Origin of the sequence: Streptomyces tardus (genome assembly GCF_018101125.2) — a bacterium.
Taxonomy (GTDB): Bacteria; Actinomycetota; Actinomycetes; order Streptomycetales; family Streptomycetaceae; genus Streptomyces; species Streptomyces tardus.
Genome location: NZ_JAELVF020000001.1, coordinates 4451843 through 4470195 on the forward strand (window position 1 = coordinate 4451843; position 18353 = coordinate 4470195).

At 71.1% G+C, this 18353-nt stretch carries 16 protein-coding genes; 14 read left to right on the forward strand and 2 right to left on the reverse strand.

Features of this window, described 5'->3' with window-relative positions:
- The 9 genes from JGS22_RS19045 to JGS22_RS19085 all read left to right on the forward strand — a co-directional run bounded on the left by JGS22_RS19045 (position 1) and on the right by JGS22_RS19085 (position 9292).
- Positions 1–1017 carry a gluconeogenesis factor YvcK family protein gene (locus JGS22_RS19045; RefSeq protein WP_308405827.1) on the forward strand — a complete coding sequence of 339 codons (1017 nt, stop codon included), beginning with the start codon at positions 1–3 and terminating at the stop codon, positions 1015–1017.
- Positions 1008–1982 carry a DNA-binding protein WhiA gene (gene whiA, locus JGS22_RS19050; RefSeq protein WP_211038787.1) on the forward strand — a complete coding sequence of 325 codons (975 nt, stop codon included), beginning with the start codon at positions 1008–1010 and terminating at the stop codon, positions 1980–1982. The genes JGS22_RS19045 and whiA overlap by 10 nt, the downstream gene beginning before the upstream one ends.
- A gap of 171 nt (positions 1983–2153) precedes the next feature.
- Entirely contained in the window at positions 2154–3158 is a 1005-nt protein-coding gene (gene gap / locus JGS22_RS19055; protein WP_211038788.1) for a type I glyceraldehyde-3-phosphate dehydrogenase, read from the forward strand.
- Positions 3159–3269: 111 nt separating this feature from the next.
- On the forward strand, positions 3270–4481 hold the full coding sequence (locus JGS22_RS19060; protein ID WP_211038790.1) for a phosphoglycerate kinase: 1212 nt from the start codon (positions 3270–3272) through the stop codon (positions 4479–4481).
- A 5-nt stretch (positions 4482–4486) separates the two neighbouring features.
- Complete coding sequence (gene tpiA, locus JGS22_RS19065; protein ID WP_211038792.1) at positions 4487–5263, forward strand: triose-phosphate isomerase; 777 nt, start codon at positions 4487–4489, stop codon at positions 5261–5263.
- 161 nt (positions 5264–5424) lie between these two features.
- On the forward strand, positions 5425–5652 hold the full coding sequence (gene secG, locus JGS22_RS19070; protein ID WP_211038887.1) for a preprotein translocase subunit SecG: 228 nt from the start codon (positions 5425–5427) through the stop codon (positions 5650–5652).
- Between the two features lie 226 nt (positions 5653–5878).
- On the forward strand, positions 5879–6214 hold the full coding sequence (locus JGS22_RS19075) for an RNA polymerase-binding protein RbpA (protein WP_211038794.1): 336 nt from the start codon (positions 5879–5881) through the stop codon (positions 6212–6214).
- A 202-nt stretch (positions 6215–6416) separates the two neighbouring features.
- Positions 6417–8075 (forward strand): glucose-6-phosphate isomerase, encoded by a 1659-nt coding sequence (pgi, locus tag JGS22_RS19080; protein WP_211038796.1) that lies wholly within the window; start codon positions 6417–6419, stop codon positions 8073–8075.
- A 227-nt stretch (positions 8076–8302) separates the two neighbouring features.
- Positions 8303–9292: a COX15/CtaA family protein gene (locus tag JGS22_RS19085; protein WP_211038888.1), complete on the forward strand. Its 990-nt coding sequence runs from the start codon at positions 8303–8305 to the stop codon at positions 9290–9292.
- Positions 9293–9367: 75 nt separating this feature from the next.
- Here the strand turns inward: JGS22_RS19085 and JGS22_RS19090 are convergent, their stop codons facing one another.
- Together JGS22_RS19090 and JGS22_RS19095 are read right to left on the reverse strand one after the other, a co-directional pair.
- Positions 9368–9727, reverse strand: a complete 360-nt coding sequence (locus tag JGS22_RS19090; RefSeq protein WP_211038797.1) for a hypothetical protein — start codon at positions 9725–9727, stop codon at positions 9368–9370.
- 220 nt (positions 9728–9947) lie between these two features.
- On the reverse strand, positions 9948–10901 hold the full coding sequence (locus JGS22_RS19095) for a heme o synthase (RefSeq protein ID WP_211038799.1): 954 nt from the start codon (positions 10899–10901) through the stop codon (positions 9948–9950).
- Positions 10902–11602: 701 nt separating this feature from the next.
- On the opposite strand from JGS22_RS19095, the gene tkt reads away from it, so the two are divergent.
- The 5 genes from tkt to pgl are packed head-to-tail and all read left to right on the forward strand — an operon-like array spanning position 11603 to position 18326.
- On the forward strand, positions 11603–13699 hold the full coding sequence (tkt, locus tag JGS22_RS19100) for a transketolase (protein WP_211038801.1): 2097 nt from the start codon (positions 11603–11605) through the stop codon (positions 13697–13699).
- A gap of 34 nt (positions 13700–13733) precedes the next feature.
- Positions 13734–14852 carry a transaldolase gene (gene tal, locus JGS22_RS19105; RefSeq protein ID WP_211038803.1) on the forward strand — a complete coding sequence of 373 codons (1119 nt, stop codon included), beginning with the start codon at positions 13734–13736 and terminating at the stop codon, positions 14850–14852.
- Positions 14849–16399, forward strand: a complete 1551-nt coding sequence (zwf, locus tag JGS22_RS19110) for a glucose-6-phosphate dehydrogenase (protein ID WP_372454323.1) — start codon at positions 14849–14851, stop codon at positions 16397–16399. Before tal ends, zwf begins: the two co-directional genes overlap by 4 nt.
- Entirely contained in the window at positions 16396–17544 is a 1149-nt protein-coding gene (gene opcA / locus JGS22_RS19115; protein ID WP_211038807.1) for a glucose-6-phosphate dehydrogenase assembly protein OpcA, read from the forward strand. Before zwf ends, opcA begins: the two co-directional genes overlap by 4 nt.
- A complete protein-coding gene (gene pgl, locus JGS22_RS19120) occupies positions 17541–18326 on the forward strand; it encodes a 6-phosphogluconolactonase (protein WP_211038809.1) in 786 nt (261 codons plus the stop codon). The genes opcA and pgl overlap by 4 nt, the downstream gene beginning before the upstream one ends.
- Positions 18327–18353: the final 27 nt, after the last annotated feature.

An 18353-nucleotide genomic window follows, 5' to 3' on the forward strand; every position in this document is an offset into this window, starting at 1 on the left:
GTGACCGGTCGTTCGTTGCGGCTCCGCCGCCGCAAGCTCCTGCCGGGGCTCAAGGGCCAGCCCAAGGTCGTCGCCCTCGGTGGCGGCATGGGACTGTCCGCTTCGCTCACCGCGCTGCGCAGGATCACCGGTGACCTGACCGCCGTCGTCACCGTCGCCGACGACGGCGGCTCCAGCGGGCGCCTCCGCGACGAGCTGGACGTACTGCCGCCCGGGGACCTGCGCAAGGCGCTGGCCGCGCTGTGCGGCGACGACGAGTGGGGCCAGACCTGGTCCCGGGTGGTCCAGCACCGCTTCAGCGGAGAGGGAGACCTGCAGGGCCACGCCGTCGGGAACCTGCTGATCGTCGCGCTCTGGGAGCAGTTGGGCGACCATGTCGCGGCACTTGACCTGGTCGGCAAGCTGCTCGGCGCGCACGGCAGGGTGCTGCCGATGTCCGCCGTACCGCTGGAGCTCCAGGCCGAGGTGCGCGGCCACGACCCGGCCCGCCCCGAGGAGTTGGCCGTCGTCCGCGGCCAGGCGACCGTGGCGCTCACCCGCGGTGAGGTGCAGGAGGTGCGGCTGGTTCCCGACGACCCGCCCGCGGTGCCCGAGGCGGTCGCGGCGGTGCTCGACGCCGACTGGGTCGTGGTCGGTCCGGGCTCCTGGTTCTCGTCGGTCATTCCGCATCTGCTGGTGCCCGAGCTGCTGCAGGCACTGGTCGAGACGAAGGCCCGAAGAGTGCTCTCGCTCAACCTCGCTCCGCAGCCCGGCGAAACTGAAGGCTTCTCTCCGCAGCGTCATTTGGAGGTTTTGGCCCGACACGCCCCTAAACTCGCCTTCGACGTGGTTCTGGCGGATCAGGACACAGTGCCCGATCAGGAAAGCCTTCGGGAGGCCGCCGAGTTGCTGGGCGGCACCGTCGAGCTGGCTGCGGTGGCCGCTCCCGACGGAGCTCCCCGGCACGACCCTGAGCTGCTGGCAGCCGCGTACGACCGTATTTTTCGGATGCACGGAAGGATCGGCCCATGGCGATGACGGCAGCGGTGAAGGATGAAATCTCCCGGCTTCCCGTCACCAGGACCTGCTGCCGCAAATCGGAGGTCTCGTCGATCCTGCGCTTCGCGGGGGGCCTGCACCTGGTGAGCGGCCGCATCGTGATCGAGGCGGAGCTGGACACCGGTATCGCGGCGCGCAGGTTGCGCAAGGACATTCTTGAAATCTTCGGCCACGCCTCCGACCTGGTGGTGATGGCCCCCGGCGGGCTGCGCAGAGGCAGCCGGTACGTGGTGCGGGTGGTCGCCGGCGGTGATCAACTGGCCCGTCAGACCGGTCTGGTGGACGGCCGCGGCCGTCCCATCCGCGGGCTGCCGCCGCAGGTCGTCTCGGGGGCGACCTGTGACGCCGAAGCCGCCTGGCGCGGCGCGTTCCTGGCGCACGGCTCGCTCACGGAGCCGGGCCGCTCCTCCTCCCTGGAGGTCACCTGCCCCGGGCCTGAGGCGGCCCTCGCACTGGTCGGTGCCGCCCGCAGGCTCCAGATCGGTGCGAAGGCGCGCGAGGTACGGGGCGTGGACCGCGTCGTGGTGCGCGACGGCGACGCCATCGGCGCGCTGCTGACCAGGCTCGGCGCCCACGAGTCGGTGCTCACCTGGGAGGAGCGGCGGATGCGCCGGGAGGTGCGCGCCACCGCCAACCGCCTGGCCAACTTCGACGACGCCAACCTGCGCCGCTCGGCCCGCGCGGCCGTCGCCGCCGGTGCCAGGGTGCAGCGCGCGCTGGAGATCCTCGCCGACGACGTGCCCGAGCACCTCGCCGCCGCCGGCCGGCTGCGCATGGAGCACAAGCAGGCCTCGCTGGAGGAGCTCGGTGCGCTGGCGGACCCGCCGTTGACCAAGGACGCGGTCGCGGGCCGGATCCGCAGGCTGCTGGCGATGGCCGACAAGCGCGCAGGCGACCTCGGTGTCCCCGGCACGGAGTCCAGCCTCACGGAGGAGATGGTCTGACGCCGACTGCCCCTCGACGTCCGGCCCGGGTCTGCGCCCGGGCCGGAATCGTGGGGGGCGGCCGATGTCACCGGCCCGGGACCGGCGCGGTAGGGTCGGAAGTGGTCGGGGACATCCCATACAACCCTTCGTCGGTGTCCGCACCGGCGTACCCAACGAGGAGATCGGTTCGTGACGATCCGCGTAGGCATCAACGGCTTTGGCCGCATCGGTCGCAACTACTTCCGCGCCCTCCTGGAGCAGGGAGCGGATGTCGAGATCGTCGGTGTCAACGACCTGACCGACAACGCGACCCTGGTTCACCTGCTCAAGTACGACAGCATTCTGGGCCGTCTCAAGCAGGACGTCAGCCACACCGACGACACGATCACCGTCGGCAACCAGACCTTCAGGACGATGGCCGAGCGTGACCCGGCCAACCTCCCCTGGGGCGAGCTGGGTGCCGACATCGTCATCGAGTCCACCGGCATCTTCACCAAGCGCGAGGACGCCGCCAAGCACCTCGCAGCCGGCGCGAAGAAGGTCCTCATCTCGGCTCCGGCCAAGGACGAGGACATCACGATCGTGATGGGCGTCAACCAGGACAAGTACGACGCGGCCAACCACCACGTCGTCTCCAACGCCTCCTGCACCACCAACTGTGTGGCGCCCATGGCCAAGGTGCTCGACGAGAGCTTCGGCATCGTCAAGGGCATGATGACCACGGTCCACGCCTACACCAACGACCAGCGCATCCTGGACTTCCCGCACAAGGACCTGCGCCGCGCCCGCGCCGCCGCGGAGAACATCATTCCGACCTCGACGGGTGCCGCCAAGGCCACCGCCCTGGTCCTCCCGCAGCTCAAGGGCAAGCTGGACGGTATCGCCATGCGCGTGCCGGTCCCCACCGGTTCGGTCACCGACCTGGTGCTGGAGCTGGACCGCGAGGTCTCGCGCGACGAGATCAACGCCGCCTTCCAGAAGGCGGCCGAGGGCCAGCTCAAGGGAATTCTGGACTACACCGAGGACGCCATCGTCTCCTCGGACATCGTCAACTGGCCGGCCTCCTGCACCTTCGACTCCGGGCTGACCATGGTCCAGGGCAAGCAGGTCAAGGTTGTCGGCTGGTACGACAACGAGTGGGGTTACTCGAACCGCCTCGTCGACCTCACGGTCTTCGTCGGCGGTCAGCTCTGATCGCGGTTCGCGTTCCAGGCACCGAGACGTGACAGCACCGGGCCCGCGCGGCGCACACGCGCTGTGCGGGCCCGGTGTCGTGTCCGGTCCTCACTCAAGGAGTCAGAAACCATGAAGACGATCGACGAGCTCGTCGAGGACGGCGTCGCCGGCCGGCGCGTCTTCGTCCGCGCGGACCTCAACGTCCCGCTGGACGGGGAGACCATCACCGACGACGGCCGCATCCGGGCCGCCGTCCCGACGATCACCAGGCTGGCCGAGGCCGGCGCCAGGGTCGTCGTCGGCTCGCACCTCGGCCGCCCCGCGGGCGCGCCGGACCCCCGGTTCTCGCTTGCGCCCGTGGCGCAGCGGCTGGGTCAACTGCTCGGCCGCGAGGTCGCGTTCGCCGCCGACACGGTGGGGGACAGCGCGAAGGCCACCGTCGCCTCACTGGGCGACGGCGGGGTCACGCTGCTGGAGAACCTCCGCTTCCAGGGAGGCGAGACCTCCAAGGACGACGCCGAACGCGGCGCGTTCGCCGATCGGTTGGCCGAGTTGGCCGACCTCTACGTCGGTGACGGCTTCGGCGCCGTGCACCGCAGGCACGCCTCGGTCTACGACCTTCCCGCGCGGCTTCCGCACGCCGCCGGAGGTCTGATCGCCACCGAGGTGAACGTCCTGAAGAAGCTCACCGCCGACGTCAGCCGGCCGTACGCGGTGGTGCTCGGTGGCGCGAAGGTCTCCGACAAGCTGCTGGTCATCGACCATCTGCTGGAGCGCGCCGACCGCATCCTCATCGGCGGCGGAATGGCGTACACCTTCCTCAAGGCCCAGGGCCACGAGGTCGGTTCGTCGCTGCTCCAGGAGGACCAGGTCCCGGCCGTCCAGGAGTACCTGGAGCGGGCGAAGGACAGGGGCGTGGAGTTCGTGCTGCCCGTCGACGTGGTCGGCGCGAGCGAGTTCCCCGACCTCAAGGCCAAGGCGCCGGCCCACCCGGCCACGGTGGACGCCGACGCCATTCCGGCCGACCTGATGGGCCTGGACATCGGTCCCAGGACCCAGGAGCTCTACGCCTCGAAGCTCGCCGATGCCGAGACCGTCTTCTGGAACGGTCCGATGGGCGTCTTCGAGCACCCCGACTACGCCGAGGGCACCCGAGCCGTCGCCCAGGGGCTGTTGGACAGCTCTGCGTTCACCGTCGTCGGCGGTGGCGACAGCGCCGCCGCGGTCCGGCTGCTGGGCTTCGACGAGAACGCATTCGGCCACATCTCGACCGGTGGCGGCGCGAGCCTCGAGTACCTCGAGGGCAAGACGCTCCCCGGCCTCGCCGCACTGGAGGACTGAACACCGTGAGTTCCCGTACGCCCATCATGGCGGGCAACTGGAAGATGAACCTCAACCACCTCGAGGCCATCGCACAGGTCCAGAAGCTCGCCTTCGCCCTCACCGACAAGGACTACGAGGGCACCGACGTCGTCGTTCTGCCCCCCTTCACCGATCTGCGCTCCGTGCAGACGCTGGTGGACGGCGACAAGCTGAAGATCACCTACGGTTCGCAGGACATCTCGGCCCATGACTCCGGCGCCCGCACCGGTGAGGTCTCGGGGCCGATGCTGGCCAAGCTGAACTGCACCTTCGCCGTGATCGGCCACTCCGAGCGCCGCCAGTACCACGGCGAGGACGAGGCGGTCTGCAACGCCAAGGTCAAGGCCGCCCACCGCCACGGGATCACCCCGATCCTGTGTGTCGGCGAAGGCCTGGAGGTGCGCAAGGCGGGCAACCAGGTCGCCCACACCCTCGCCCAGGTCGACGGGGCGCTGGAGGGCGTCGCGGCCGAGGACGCCGAGACGATCGTGATCGCCTACGAGCCGGTGTGGGCGATCGGCACCGGCGAGGTCGCGACCCCCGAGGACGCCCAGGAGGTCTGCGGCGCGATCCGCGGACGCCTGGCCGAGCTCTACAGCCAGGAGCTGGCCGACAAGGTCCGTATCCAGTACGGCGGTTCGGTCAAGGGCGGCAACGTCGCGGCGATCATGGCGCAGCCGGACGTGGACGGCGCGCTGGTGGGCGGTGCCGCGCTGGACGTGGACGAGTTCGTCAAGATCGTCCGCTTTCGCGACCAGTAGAGGTCGCGGGACCGAAGCGGTGGCGGCCCGGGAAGAACCGGGCCGCTAGGCTCAGCGGTCCCACCCGTCGTACCCTGTCGGGGCCGGGCCCCGCGCCCGGCCCCGATTGATCTGTCCGTACGTCTTCTGTGAAGCCCGAGAGAGTTGGTCCAGCCGTGGAATTGGGTCTGTCGATCGCCCTGCTTATCTTCAGTGGCTTGCTGGTGCTGCTGGTCCTCATGCACAAGGGGAAGGGCGGCGGGCTCTCCGACATGTTCGGCGGTGGCATGCAGTCCTCCGTCGGCGGCTCCTCGGTCGCCGAGCGGAACCTCGACCGCATCACCATCGTGGTCGCCCTGGTGTGGGCCGCCATCATCGTGGCGCTCGGCATCATGATGAAGAGCAACTGAGCCTGCACACCGCCGGGTTCGAGTCGGTGAGCCCCGTTCTGTCCCCTTCGTTCTCTTGATGAATTCATCCCTCCGGTTGCGGAATCGGGCCTGCTAAGCTCTGTGGCGTGCCTCACGGCACCGGGCAGTGCCTGTCCGTCGCGCGGTCGCCCGCACGGTGAGCGAGTGGCCGGGTGAGAAGCCCCCGCGGAGCGGGGGAGGAGTCACGAGGCAGGGAGTTACGACCGTGGCAGGTGGCAACGCGATCCGTGGCAGCCGGGTGGGCGCCGGACCGATGGGCGAGGTCGAGCGCGGCGATGCGGCGCCCCGGCTCAGAATCTCCTTCTGGTGCTCCAACGGGCACCAGACGCAGCCGAGTTTCGCCGGTGACGCACAGGTCCCCGAGACGTGGGACTGCCCGCGGTGCGGTTTCCCCGCCGGCAAGGACCAGGACAATCCGCCGGACCCGCCGCGCACCGAGCCGTACAAGACGCACCTCGCCTATGTGCGGGAGCGCCGTACCGACGCCGACGGCGAGGCCATCCTCGCCGAGGCCCTCGCGAAGCTCCGCGGCGAGGTCTGACCCCGCCCCCGGCCGTGAACTCCCCGCCCCTGCGCGGGAGTCGTGCCCGGCGTGCGCCCCGGATGTCCGCGCGACGGCGTCCCGGCGAACCCCTGTTGAACACCCCGGCCGTGCCTCCCCTCGGGAGCGCGCGGCCGGGTTCGTTCTCCATTAGGTTGGGCCGCGGCGGGGTACGCACACGAGGAATGAGCTGGATTCTCTGATGAACGCACACGACGCGGCCGACCGCGAGCGGCTCGACCGGCTGCCGGAGTGGGCCGCACTGGCAGACCACCGTGCGGTGCTGGGCGAGGTGGGGCTGCGGGAGCTCTTCGCGACCGACCCGGGCCGCGCAGACCGCTTCTCGCTGGAGGTCGGAGACCTCCATCTCGACTACTCCAAGCACCTGGTCACCGACGAGACCCTGCGGCGGCTGACGGCGCTGGCGAAGGCCACCGGCGTCGCCGAGCTGCGCGACGCGATGTTCCGCGGCGAGCGGATCAACAACACGGAGAACCGCGCGGTGCTGCACACCGCGCTGCGCGCCCCGCGTGGCGAGGTCATCCAGGTTGACGGGGTCGACGTCGTACCGGCTGTCCACCAAGTCCTCGACCGGATGGCCGAGTTCGCGAACCGGGTACGGGCGGGGGAGTGGGTCGGGCACACCGGGCAGCGCATTCGCACCGTGGTCAACATCGGCATCGGGGGCTCGGACCTCGGCCCGGCCATGGCGCAGGAGGTGCTGCGCCCCTACAGCGCACGCGAGTTGGACTTCCGCTTCGTCTCCAACGTCGACGGTGCGGACCTGCACGAGGCCGTACGCGATCTGGACCCCGCGCAGACACTGTTCATCGTCGCCTCGAAGACCTTCACCACCATCGAGACCCTCACCAACGCCAAGGCGGCGCGCGGTTGGCTTCTCGACGGTCTCGGCGCCGGTGAGGAGGCGGTGGCCGGGCACTTCGTCGCGGTGTCGACCAACGCCGAGCAGGTGTCGGACTTCGGCATCGACACGGCCAACATGTTCGAGTTCTGGGACTGGGTCGGCGGACGCTACTCCTACGACTCCGCGATCGGCCTGTCGTTGATGGTGGCGATCGGACCCGCCCGGTTCCGGGAGATGCTCGACGGCTTCCGGCTGATGGACGAGCACTTCCGCACCGCGCCGCCCGCCGAGAACGCGCCGATGCTGCTGGCCCTGCTCGGCGTCTGGTACGGGCGGTTCTACGACGCGCACGCGCACGCCGTGCTGCCCTACTCGCACTACCTCTCGCGGTTCACCGCCTACCTGCAGCAGCTGGACATGGAGTCCAACGGCAAGCGGGTCGACCGGGAGGGCCGTCCCGTCGACTGGCACACCGGCCCCGTGGTGTGGGGCACCCCGGGCACCAACGGCCAGCACGCGTACTTCCAACTGCTGCACCAGGGCACCCGGTTGATCCCCGCGGACCTGATCGGCTTCGCCGAACCGGTCGAGGAGCTGGGCGCCCTGCGCGACCAGCACGATCTGCTGATGGCCAACCTCTTCGCACAGGGCCAGGCCCTCGCCTTCGGCAAGACCCCCGAGGAGGTGCGCGCCGAGGGCGTGCCGGAGGAGCTGGTGCCGCACCGCACCTTCCCCGGCGACCGCCCGACCACCACTGTGCTCGCAGGCAGCCTCACCCCGTCCGTACTCGGCCAGCTGGTGGCGCTCTACGAGCACAAGGTGTTCGTGCAGGGTGCGATCTGGGGCATCGACTCCTTCGACCAGTGGGGCGTGGAGCTCGGCAAGGTACTGGCCAAACGGCTGGAGCCCGCCCTGACCGACGGCGACCGGGTTGCGGGTCTGGACTCCTCCACGAGCGCCCTGGTGGACCGCTACCGGAAGTTCCGCGGACGCTGACCGGACGGCCAGGCTGCCCGTCCGGTCCGCCGGCTGACCGGACGGGGCTCTCCGCCCCGGCCCGCCCGCGCCCACTGCCCCTGTCCGACACGGCGCCGGGGCGCGCCCCGCCCGGGTTCGTACGGACGTGCTGCCCGCCACGCCCTCGGGTGCGTGGCGGGCACACCGTTGGGCACCCCTCGTGAAAGCGCGCACAAGCGCGGTTCTACGATGGGCCCGTGTCGAAGATGTCTGCTCTGGTACGCAACCCGCTCGCGTGCATCGCCGCGCGTTGGACCCCCTCCCCGCGCATTCTCGCGCGGGCCACCCTCGCCGCCGTGGGGATGAGCGTGGTGATCGTGGTGACCGGTGGCGCGGTGCGTCTGACCGGTTCCGGGCTGGGTTGCGACACCTGGCCCAAATGCACCGACGACAGCCTCTTCGCCACTCAGGAGATGGGTCTGCACGGGGCGATCGAGTTCGGCAACCGGATGCTCACCTACGTGCTCTGTGCGGCCGTCGGCTGGGCGATCATCGCGGCGCGCAGCGTCAAACCCCGTCGTACCGGCCTGACCCGCCTCGCCTGGGCGCAGTTCTGGATCGTGATGGCGAACGCGGTCGTCGGCGGCATCACGGTGCTGACCGGTCTCAACCCGTACACCGTTGCCGGCCACTTCCTCCTCGCCACCTCGCTGATCACGGTGACGCTGGTGACCTGGGAGCGGGCGCGCGAGGGCGACGAGCCCCCGCGTCCGCTGGTCGGTCCCCGGGTGCGGCAGCTGGCCGTCGGGATGACCGCGGCGGCGGTGGCGCTGATCGTGGTGGGCACGGTGGTCACCGGCGCCGGGCAGCACGCGGGGGACAGCAGCGACGTGCCGCGCATCCCGATCGACTGGGAGCTGATCACCCGGGTCCACTCGGCGTTCGCCTGGCTCGTGGTGGCGCTGGCCGTCGCGCTGTGGGCGCTGCTGCGCGTGGTCGACGCACCGCGCGGCCCGCGGGCCCGCACCGCGGAGCTGCTGGTGGTGCTCGCCTCGCAGGTCCTGGTGGGATATGCGCAGTACTTCCTGGACTCCCCGGAGCTGCTGGTCGGTGTCCATCTGCTCGGCTCGACCCTGGTGTGGATCGCGGTGGTACGAGTGCTGTTCTCGCTCCGCGAGCGCGGCGCGGCCCCGGCGGCACCCGCGGCCGACGGCCCGGCGGACCGGACGGCGGAGCCGGAGCCCGCCTCGGCGTGAGCGGCTGACGAAACGCAGCAGGGGCGTGTCCGCCGGAGGCCCGGCGGAGACGCCCCTGTTCTCCGTCTGTGCTGCTCAGTCGTTGTCGGGGCCGCCGATCTGCATCCCGGCCATCCGGGACCACTCGTACGGGCCGGTCCGCACCCGGGCGGCGAAGGCACCGTCGAAGTCCTTGTGGACGGTGATGCCGGCGCGCTCCACGGCCTGCACGGCGATCTCGTGGCTGGTGGCCACCAGGTCGCCCCATTCGCCGTTCTCGCCGACCAGGACGATCCGGGCACCCCGCTGGCCGAGGTAGGAGACCTGTCCTTCCGCGCTGCCGCCGTGACTCCTGGCGAACGCGTCGATCTGCTTGGCCAGTCGGGCCGCCTGGCGATCCGCCTTGGTACGGCTCGCGCGGCTCCGGCTCTCGTCAGCCTGCTTCGTCTCTGCCATGCGCTGATGCTACCCGTGGGTAGATCATCCGGCGACGTGCCTGCGGGTGGTTTGCGCCACTCCGGTCGGCGTACGGCGCCCTCCGGCCCGGCAGCCCGCACAGGCCCCGGGGGCGCGTACGGACCGGGACGTGCGCGTCCGGGGGACACGAACGGCCCCTCGCGCGAAGGGCGAGGGGCCGTGGAGTCGGCGGAGCCGGAAGCTCCGGAGAGCAGGCGGATCAGCGTACGAACGGATCGATCGCCACCGCGACGAAGATCAGCGAGACGTAGGTGATCGACCAGTGGAAGAGGCGCATCTCCTTGAGCTTGGCGCCCGCCGCCCCGGCCTTCGCCCTGTTCTGCAGGGCGTGCGCCTCCCAGAGCCACCAACCGCCCGCGGCGAGCGCGACGGCGGTGTAGAACCAGCCCACGTAGCCCAGCGGCCACAGGGTCAGCGACACCGCGACCATGACCCAGCTGTAGAGGACGATCTGCCGGGCGACCACGCGGTTGGAGGCGATGACAGGCAGCATCGGCACGCCCACCCGGGCGTAGTCCTCCTTGACCTTCATCGACAGCGGCCAGTAGTGCGGCGGCGTCCAGAAGAAGATGACCATGAAGAGGACCACGGCGGCCCAGCTGACCTCGTTGGTGACCGAGGACCAGCCGATCAGCACCGGCATGCAGCCGGCGATCCCGCCCCAGATGATGTTCTGCGAGGTGCGGCGCTTGAGCAGCATCGTGTAGACGAGCACGTAGAACAGCAGCGCGCCGAGCGCGAGCGCCGCGGAGAGCCAGTTGACCAGCAGGCCGAACCACAGGGTGGACACAACCGCGAGGGTCAGTCCGAAGACCAGACCCTGGCGAGGCGTCAGCACCCCGGTGACCAGCGGCCGCTGGGCGGTCCTGGTCATGAGCGCGTCGATGTCCCGGTCGATGTACATGTTCAGAGCGTTGGCGCCGCCGGCGGAGAGGTAGCCGCCGACGCAGGTCACCAGCACCAGCCACAGGTCGGGCACACCCTGCGCCGCCAGGAACATCACCGGGACCGTGGTGATGAGCAGCAGCTCGATGATGCGGGGCTTGGTGAGCGCGACGTACGCCTTGACCTTTGCCATCAGCGAGGGCCGGTGGGCCGCTGGTGCCGGCCCCGCAGCGATCACTCCCGCGGGACGGGATTCGACGTCCGTCACGAACACCCCTGAATCAAGTGACATCCGCGGCAGGCGCCGCGAGAAACCGTCGAGCACCCGGGGGTTCCGTCCCCGCAGGACTCGCGCATACCACGCCACTTTAGACGCACGCCATACCCGACTCGGCGCCGGGGTGGTCGGGTTGGCGGTTCCGCGCGGAACCGTCCGCAGCGGCGCGGAGGCCCGCCCGCCGGGCAACCCGTGCGGCGAACCGCTGGGTGCCGGCCCCGTACACCGACCGGTGCGCGCGGCCGGGTGCGCGGTCGCCGCCGACCCGGACCGGACGGTGGACGGAGGACCTGCCGGTCGGGGACGACGGGGTGCGTCTCCGCCCCGTGCCGGCCCCTTCCGCACTTCGCGCCGCGGCCCCTCGCGCCGAATGCCGTCCGCGCCGCAGAGGTACGCCCGGTCCGCCGCGGCGGTGCGCCCCTTCCATGGCGGAGGTACGCCCCGGAATTCGTACACGATCGAGCGTCGGGGTCGGGGGAGCGGCGTCCCCCGGAGGCGGCCGTACTCGATGACGGTGTCGCCGACCGCGCCCGGATCGCCGCGGAGAGCGGCCCGAACGGCGTGCTCAGCACGCCCGTACCACGGTACGAACGCCGGGCACCGCCGCCCCGGCGCGGGGGTAGGCTCGAGTGCGCCGGGTGAAGGAGAAGGCCGCCGGCTTTTCGTTTGTGTGAGAGGAGCCCTGAGCCAGGGTGAGCATCAAGCCGACCATCACAGAGACCGAGTCGGACGCGCGGGCGTTCGACTGGACCGAATTGGACCAGCGCGCCGTCGACACCGCCCGGATCCTGGCGATGGATGCCGTGCAGAAGGTGGGCAACGGACACCCCGGCACCGCGATGAGTCTCGCGCCCGCCGCACACGTCCTCTTCCAGAAGGTCATGCGCCACGACCCGGCGGTGGCCGACTGGACCGGCCGGGACCGGTTCGTCCTGTCCGTCGGCCACTCGAGCCTCACCCTCTACATCCAGCTCTACCTCGCCGGTTACGGACTGGAGCTGGAGGACCTCAAGTCCTTCCGCACCTGGGACAGCAAGACCCCGGGCCACCCGGAAGTCGGTCACACCACGGGCGTGGAGACGACCACCGGCCCGCTCGGCCAGGGCATCGGCAACGCCGTCGGCATGGCCATGGCGGCACGTTACGAGCGCGGGCTCTTCGACCCCGAGGCCGTCGAGGGCGAGTCCCCCTTCGACCACACCATCTGGGTGTTCGCCGGCGACGGCTGCCTCCAGGAGGGCGTGGCCGCCGAAGCCTCCTCGCTCGCCGGCCACCAGAAGCTCGGCAACCTCGTCATGCTCTGGGACGACAACCACATTTCCATCGAGGGCGACACCGAGACCGCCGTCTCCGAGGACACCCTCGCCCGCTACGAGGCGTACGGCTGGCACGTCCAGCGCGTCGAGCAGCAGGGGAACGGCGACCTCGACCCCGAGGGCCTCCACCGCGCGCTGGTCGCGGCACAGGCCGAGACGGGCCGGCCCTCGCTGATCGCCGCTCGCTCGATCATCGCCTGGCCCGCGCCGAACGCCCAGAACACCGAGGCCGCGCACGGCTCCGCGCTCGGCGCCGAGGAGGTCGCCGAAACCAAGCGCGTTCTCGGCTTCGACCCGGAGCAGAGCTTCCAGGTGGACGACGCCGTCATCGCCCACACCCGTACCGCGCTCGACCGCGGGCGGGAGGCGCGCGAGGCGTGGGAGAAGGAGCTCGCTGCCTGGCGCGGCGCGAACGCCGTGCGTGCCGCCGAGTTCGACCGGATCAGCGCCGGCGAGCTGCCGCAGGGATGGGAGGAGCAGCTCCCCTCCTTCGAGGCCGGCAAGGACGTCGCCACCCGCAAGGCGAGCGGTGCGGTGCTCAAGGCGCTCGGCCCGGTGCTGCCCGAGCTGTGGGGCGGCTCCGCCGACCTCGCCGGCTCCAACAACACCACCATCGAGAACACCTCGTTCCTCCCGGTGGGCAACGCACTGCCGGAGGCCGACCCGTACGGCCGCACCGTCCACTACGGCATCCGCGAGCACGCCATGGGCTCGGTGATGAACGGCGTCGCCCTGCACGGCAACACCCGGATCTACGGCGGCACCTTCCTGGTGTTCTCCGACTACATGCGCCCCGCGGTGCGGCTCGCCGCGCTGATGCGCACCCCGGTCACCTACGTGTGGACGCACGACTCCATCGGCCTCGGCGAGGACGGCCCCACCCACCAGCCGGTGGAGCACCTCTCCGCGCTCCGCACGATTCCCGGCCTGAACGTCGTCCGCCCTGCCGACGCCAACGAGACGGCCACCGTCTGGGCCGAGATCCTGCGTCGGCACTCCGACCGGCCGGCCCCGCACGGCATCGCGCTCACCCGGCAGAACGTCCCGACGTACGAGGCCAACCCCGAGGCCGCCAGGGGCGGTTACGTGCTGCGCGAGGCCGGCGGGGGCGACCCGCAGGTGGTGCTGCTGGCGACCGGCTCCGAGGTGCAGCTCGCTGTGGAGGCCCGCGAGGAGCTGGAGGCGGCCGGCGTGCCGACCCGAGTCGTCTCGGTGCCCTGCATGGAATGGTTCCAGGAGCAGGACCAGCAGTGGCGCGACTCGGTGCTGCCCCCCTCGGTCCGGGCCAGGGTCGCGGTCGAGGCCGGCGTCGGGCAGAGCTGGTACCGCTACCTGGGCGACTCCGGTCGGCTCGTCTCGCTGGAGCACTTCGGTGCCTCGGCCGACTACCTGAAACTGTTCGAGGAGTTCGGGCTCACCTCGCAGGCGGTCGTCGCCGCGGCCCGGGAATCACTCGCCGCCGCTCGGCGCTGACGTACACACACGCTACGTAGGAGATGCATTTCCCATGACAGACGCACTGGGCCGCCTCTCGGAGGAAGGCGTCGCGATCTGGCTCGACGACCTGTCGCGCGAGCGCATCACGTCGGGCAACCTCGCCGAGCTCATCGACCAGAAGAACGTCGTCGGTGTCACCACCAATCCGGCGATCTTCCAGAAGGCGATCTCGGCGGGCGAGGGGTACGAGCAGCAGCTGACCGACCTGGCCGTGCGCCGCGTCGGCACGGAGGAAGCCGTACGGATGGTGACGACCGCCGACGTGCGCGACGCCGCCGACATCCTGCGCCCGGTCCACGAGGCGACCGGCGGCCGGGACGGTCGGGTCTCCATCGAGGTCGACCCCCGCCTGGCGCACAACACCGCCGCCACGGTCGCCGAGGCCCGCCAGCTGGCCTGGCTGGTCGACCGTCCGAACACGCTGGTCAAGATCCCCGCGACCAGGGCCGGCCTGCCCGCGATCACCGAGGTGATCGCGAACGGCATCAGCGTCAACGTCACGCTGATCTTCTCGCTGGAGCGCTACCGCGAGGTGATGGACGCCTACCTGGCGGGTCTGGAGAAGGCCGACGCCAAGGGGCTGGACGTCTCCCAGATCCACTCGGTCGCCTCCTTCTTCGTCTCCCGGGTCGACGCCGAGGTCGACAGGCGGCTCGACGAGCTGGGCACGGAGGAGGCCAAGTCGCTGCGCGGCAAGGCAGCCCTCGCCAACGCCCGCCTCGCGTACCAGGCGTACGAGGAGGTCGTCGCCTCGCCGCGCTGGCAGGCGCTCGCCACCAAGAACGCCAACGCCCAGCGCCCGCTGTGGGCGTCCACGGGCGTGAAGGACCCGGCGTACCCGGACACCCTCTACGTCACGGAGCTGGTCGTGCGCGGCACGGTCAACACCATGCCGGAGGGCACGCTGGATGCGACCGAGGACCACGGCGAGATCACCGGCGACACCGTGCACGGCACCTACGAGCAGTCCCGGGCCGACCTGGACGCACTGGAGAAGTTCGGCATCTCCTACGACGAGGTGGTCCAGCTCCTGGAGGAGCAGGCCGTCGCGAAGTTCGAGGAGCCGTGGAAAAGCCTCCTGGCCTCCACCGAGAAGGAACTCAACCGCCTCGCCCCCGAGGAGCGCTGACACAGTTGAGCGGCGAATCCGGCGTCGACGACGCCAACCCGCTGCGTGACGCCCAGGACCGACGGCTCCCGCGCATCGCGGGGCCGTCGGGCCTGGTGATCTTCGGCGTCACCGGCGACCTCTCCCGCAAGAAGCTGATGCCCGCGGTCTACGACCTGGCCAACCGCGGGCTGCTCCCACCGGGCTTCTCCCTCGTCGGGTTCGCCCGCCGGGACTGGGAGCACGAGGACTTCGCCGAGGTGGTGCGCGAAGCGGTCGAGGAGCATGCGCGCACCCCCTTCCGGTCGGAAGTCTGGGAGCAGCTGGCCCAGGGGATGCGCTTCGTTCCGGGTGTCTTCGACGACGACGAGGCGTTCGACCGGCTGCGCGACACCATCGAGGCTCTGGACAAGGAGCGCGGCACCGGGGGGAACTTCGCGTTCTACCTCTCCGTGCCGCCCAAGTTCTTCCCCACCGTCGTGCAGCAGCTCAAGAAGCACGGGCTCTCGGACGCACCCGAGGGCTCCTGGCGCAGGGCCGTGGTCGAAAAGCCCTTCGGCCACGATCTCAAGAGCGCCCAGGAGCTGAACCAGGTCGTCTACGGCGTCTTCCGCGCCAGCCAGGTCTTCCGGATCGACCACTACCTGGGCAAGGAGACCGTCCAGAACATCCTGGCGCTGCGGTTCGCCAACACGATGTTCGAGCCCCTGTGGAACAGGTCCTACGTGGACCACGTGCAGATCACCATGGCCGAGGACATCGGCATCGGCGGTCGGGCCGGCTACTACGACGGCATCGGCTCCGCCCGGGACGTCATCCAGAACCACCTGCTCCAGCTGCTCGCCCTGACCGCCATGGAGGAGCCGTCCTCCTTCGATGCCAAGGCGCTGCTCCTGGAGAAGCTGAAGGTGCTGCGTGCCGTGCGGCTGCCCGAGGACCTCGGCCGCCACACCGTGCGCGGCCAGTACACGGCGGGCTGGCAGGGCGGTGAGAAGGTGCCCGGCTATCTCGACGAGGAGGGCATCGATCCGCGCTCCAAGACCGACACCTTCGCGGCGATCAAGCTGGAGATCGACAACCGCCGCTGGGCGGGGGTGCCGTTTTATCTGCGCACCGGCAAGCGGCTCGGCAGGCGGGTCACCGAGATCGCGGTGGTCTTCCAGCGCGCTCCCTACTCGCCCTTCAACGCCACCGACACCCAGGAGCTGGGCCAGAACGCACTGGTCATCCGGGTGCAGCCGGACGAGGGTGTGACGATCCGCTTCGGCTCCAAGGTGCCCGGCACCTCCATGGAGATCCGGGACGTCACCATGGACTTCGCGTACGGCGAATCCTTCACCGAGTCCAGTCCCGAGGCGTACGAGCGGCTGATTCTGGACGTGCTGCTCGGCGATTCCAACCTCTTCCCGCGCCACCAGGAGGTCGAGCGGTCCTGGGAGATCCTCGACCCGGTCGAGGAGTACTGGGACACCCACGGCAGGCCGGAGCCGTACGTGGCCGGGACCTGGGGGCCGAAGGCCGCCGACGAGATGCTCGCGCGTGACGGTAGGAGCTGGCGCCGGCCATGAACACCAATCTCACCGACACCACATCGAGCCAGATCAACGCGGCTCTGGTGCGGACCCGCCGTGCCGCCGGCTTCCCGGCCGTCGGCATGGTGCTCACGCTGGTCATCGTGACCGACGAGGGCAACCACTACGACGCGCTGCGGGCGGCGAGCGACGCGTCCAAGGAGCACCCCTCCCGAATCCTCGTGGTCATCCGCCGCCCCGGTCGCTCACCGCGCGCCCGCGCCCGTGCTCAGCTCGACGCCGAGGTGCGGATGGGCGGCGAGACCGGCACCGGCGAGACCGTACTGCTGCGCCTGCACGGCGAGTTGGCCGCGCACGCCTACAGCGTGGTGCTGCCGCTGCTGCTGCCGGACGCCCCTGTGGTCGTCTGGTGGCCGGAGGACGCCCCGGTCAATCCTGCCGAGGACCTGCTCGGCACGCTCGCTCAGCGCCGTATCACCGATGCGGCGGCCAGCGAGGACCCGGTCGCCGCGCTGGAGGTGCGCGCCGAGACGTACGCCCCGGGCGACACCGACCTGGCGTGGACCAGAGTGACGCCCTGGCGCAGTGTGCTGGCCGCGGCTCTGGACCAGAAGCACGGCCCGATCAGCGCGGCCGTCGTGGAGGGCGAGGCGTACAACCCCAGCACCGAGCTGCTGGCTCTCTGGCTAGCCGCGAGACTCGGGGTGCCGGTGGACCGGGTGGTGTCCGACGGCCCGGGCATCACCGCGGTGCGGCTGGGCACCCCGGAGGGCCAGATCTGCCTGGACCGGCCGGACGAGCGGCTCGCCGAGCTGGCGGTTCCGGGCCAGCCGGACCGCCATGTCGCCCTGCACCGGCGTACGACGGCGGAGCTGATCGCCGAGGAGCTGCGCAGGCTCGATCCGGACGAGACGTACCAGGAGGCGGTCTGCTTCGGCCTCGGCAGACTGGGCCCCGCACCGCCGGCGACGTCCGGCCCCGTCGGCACGGAGACCGGAGCCGGGGCGGAGACCGGAGCCGGGGCGGGCGGGCAGACCGGCACGGAGGCGGGCGCGCAGGACCGTGGCGAGGCCCGGACCCCACCCCGTGCCGCGCGCAGCGGGAAGAGCAGCGCGGGGGAGAGCGGGCGCGGAAAGGCAGCCGGCGCCGCGGGGCGCGGGCGGAAGGAGGCCGGCTCATGACCGGCAGGCCCGAGCCCCAGGTGGTCGTCCACCCCTCCAAGGAGGACATGGCCGCGACCACCGCGGCCCGGCTGGTGACCACACTCGTCACGGCGCAGAGCGAGGGCGGCACCGCCTCCGTTGTCCTGACCGGCGGCCGGAACGGGAACGGCGTGCTCGCCGCGCTCGCTGCCTCCCCGGGCAGGGACGCGGTCGACTGGTCGCGGCTGGACCTGTGGTGGGGCGACGAGCGCTATCTGCCCTCGGGCGACCCCGACCGCAACGACACCCAGGCCCGTGCCGCGTTGCTGGACAGCGTGCCGCTGGACCCCGCCCGGGTGCACTCGATGCCGGGTCCGGACGGCCCGCACGGCGCGGACGTCGAGTCGGCCGCCGCCGCGTACGCCGCGGAGTTGGCCGATGCGGCCCCGGCCGGCCTGGCGACGCCCGGGTTCGACGTGCTGCTGCTCGGCGTCGGGCCGGACGCGCACATCGCCTCGCTCTTCCCCGAGTCGCCCGCCGTGCGGGAGACCGAGCGGTTCGCGGTGGGTGTACGAGGCGCGCCCAAGCCGCCGCCCACCCGGATCTCCCTGACGCTGCCCGCAGTTCGCGGTGCGCGGGAGGTGTGGTTGCTGGCGGCCGGCGAGGACAAGGCGGGAGCGGCGGCGCTCAGCCTCTCCGGAGCGGGTGAGCTGCAGGCGCCGGCGGCCGGTGCGTCCGGGCGCGACCGCACACTGTGGCTGCTGGACCGGGCGGCGGCGCGGGAGTTGCCCGCCGACCTCCGTCCGCCGATCTCCTCCTGACGTCGGCGCGGTCTCGGCGCCGTGCCG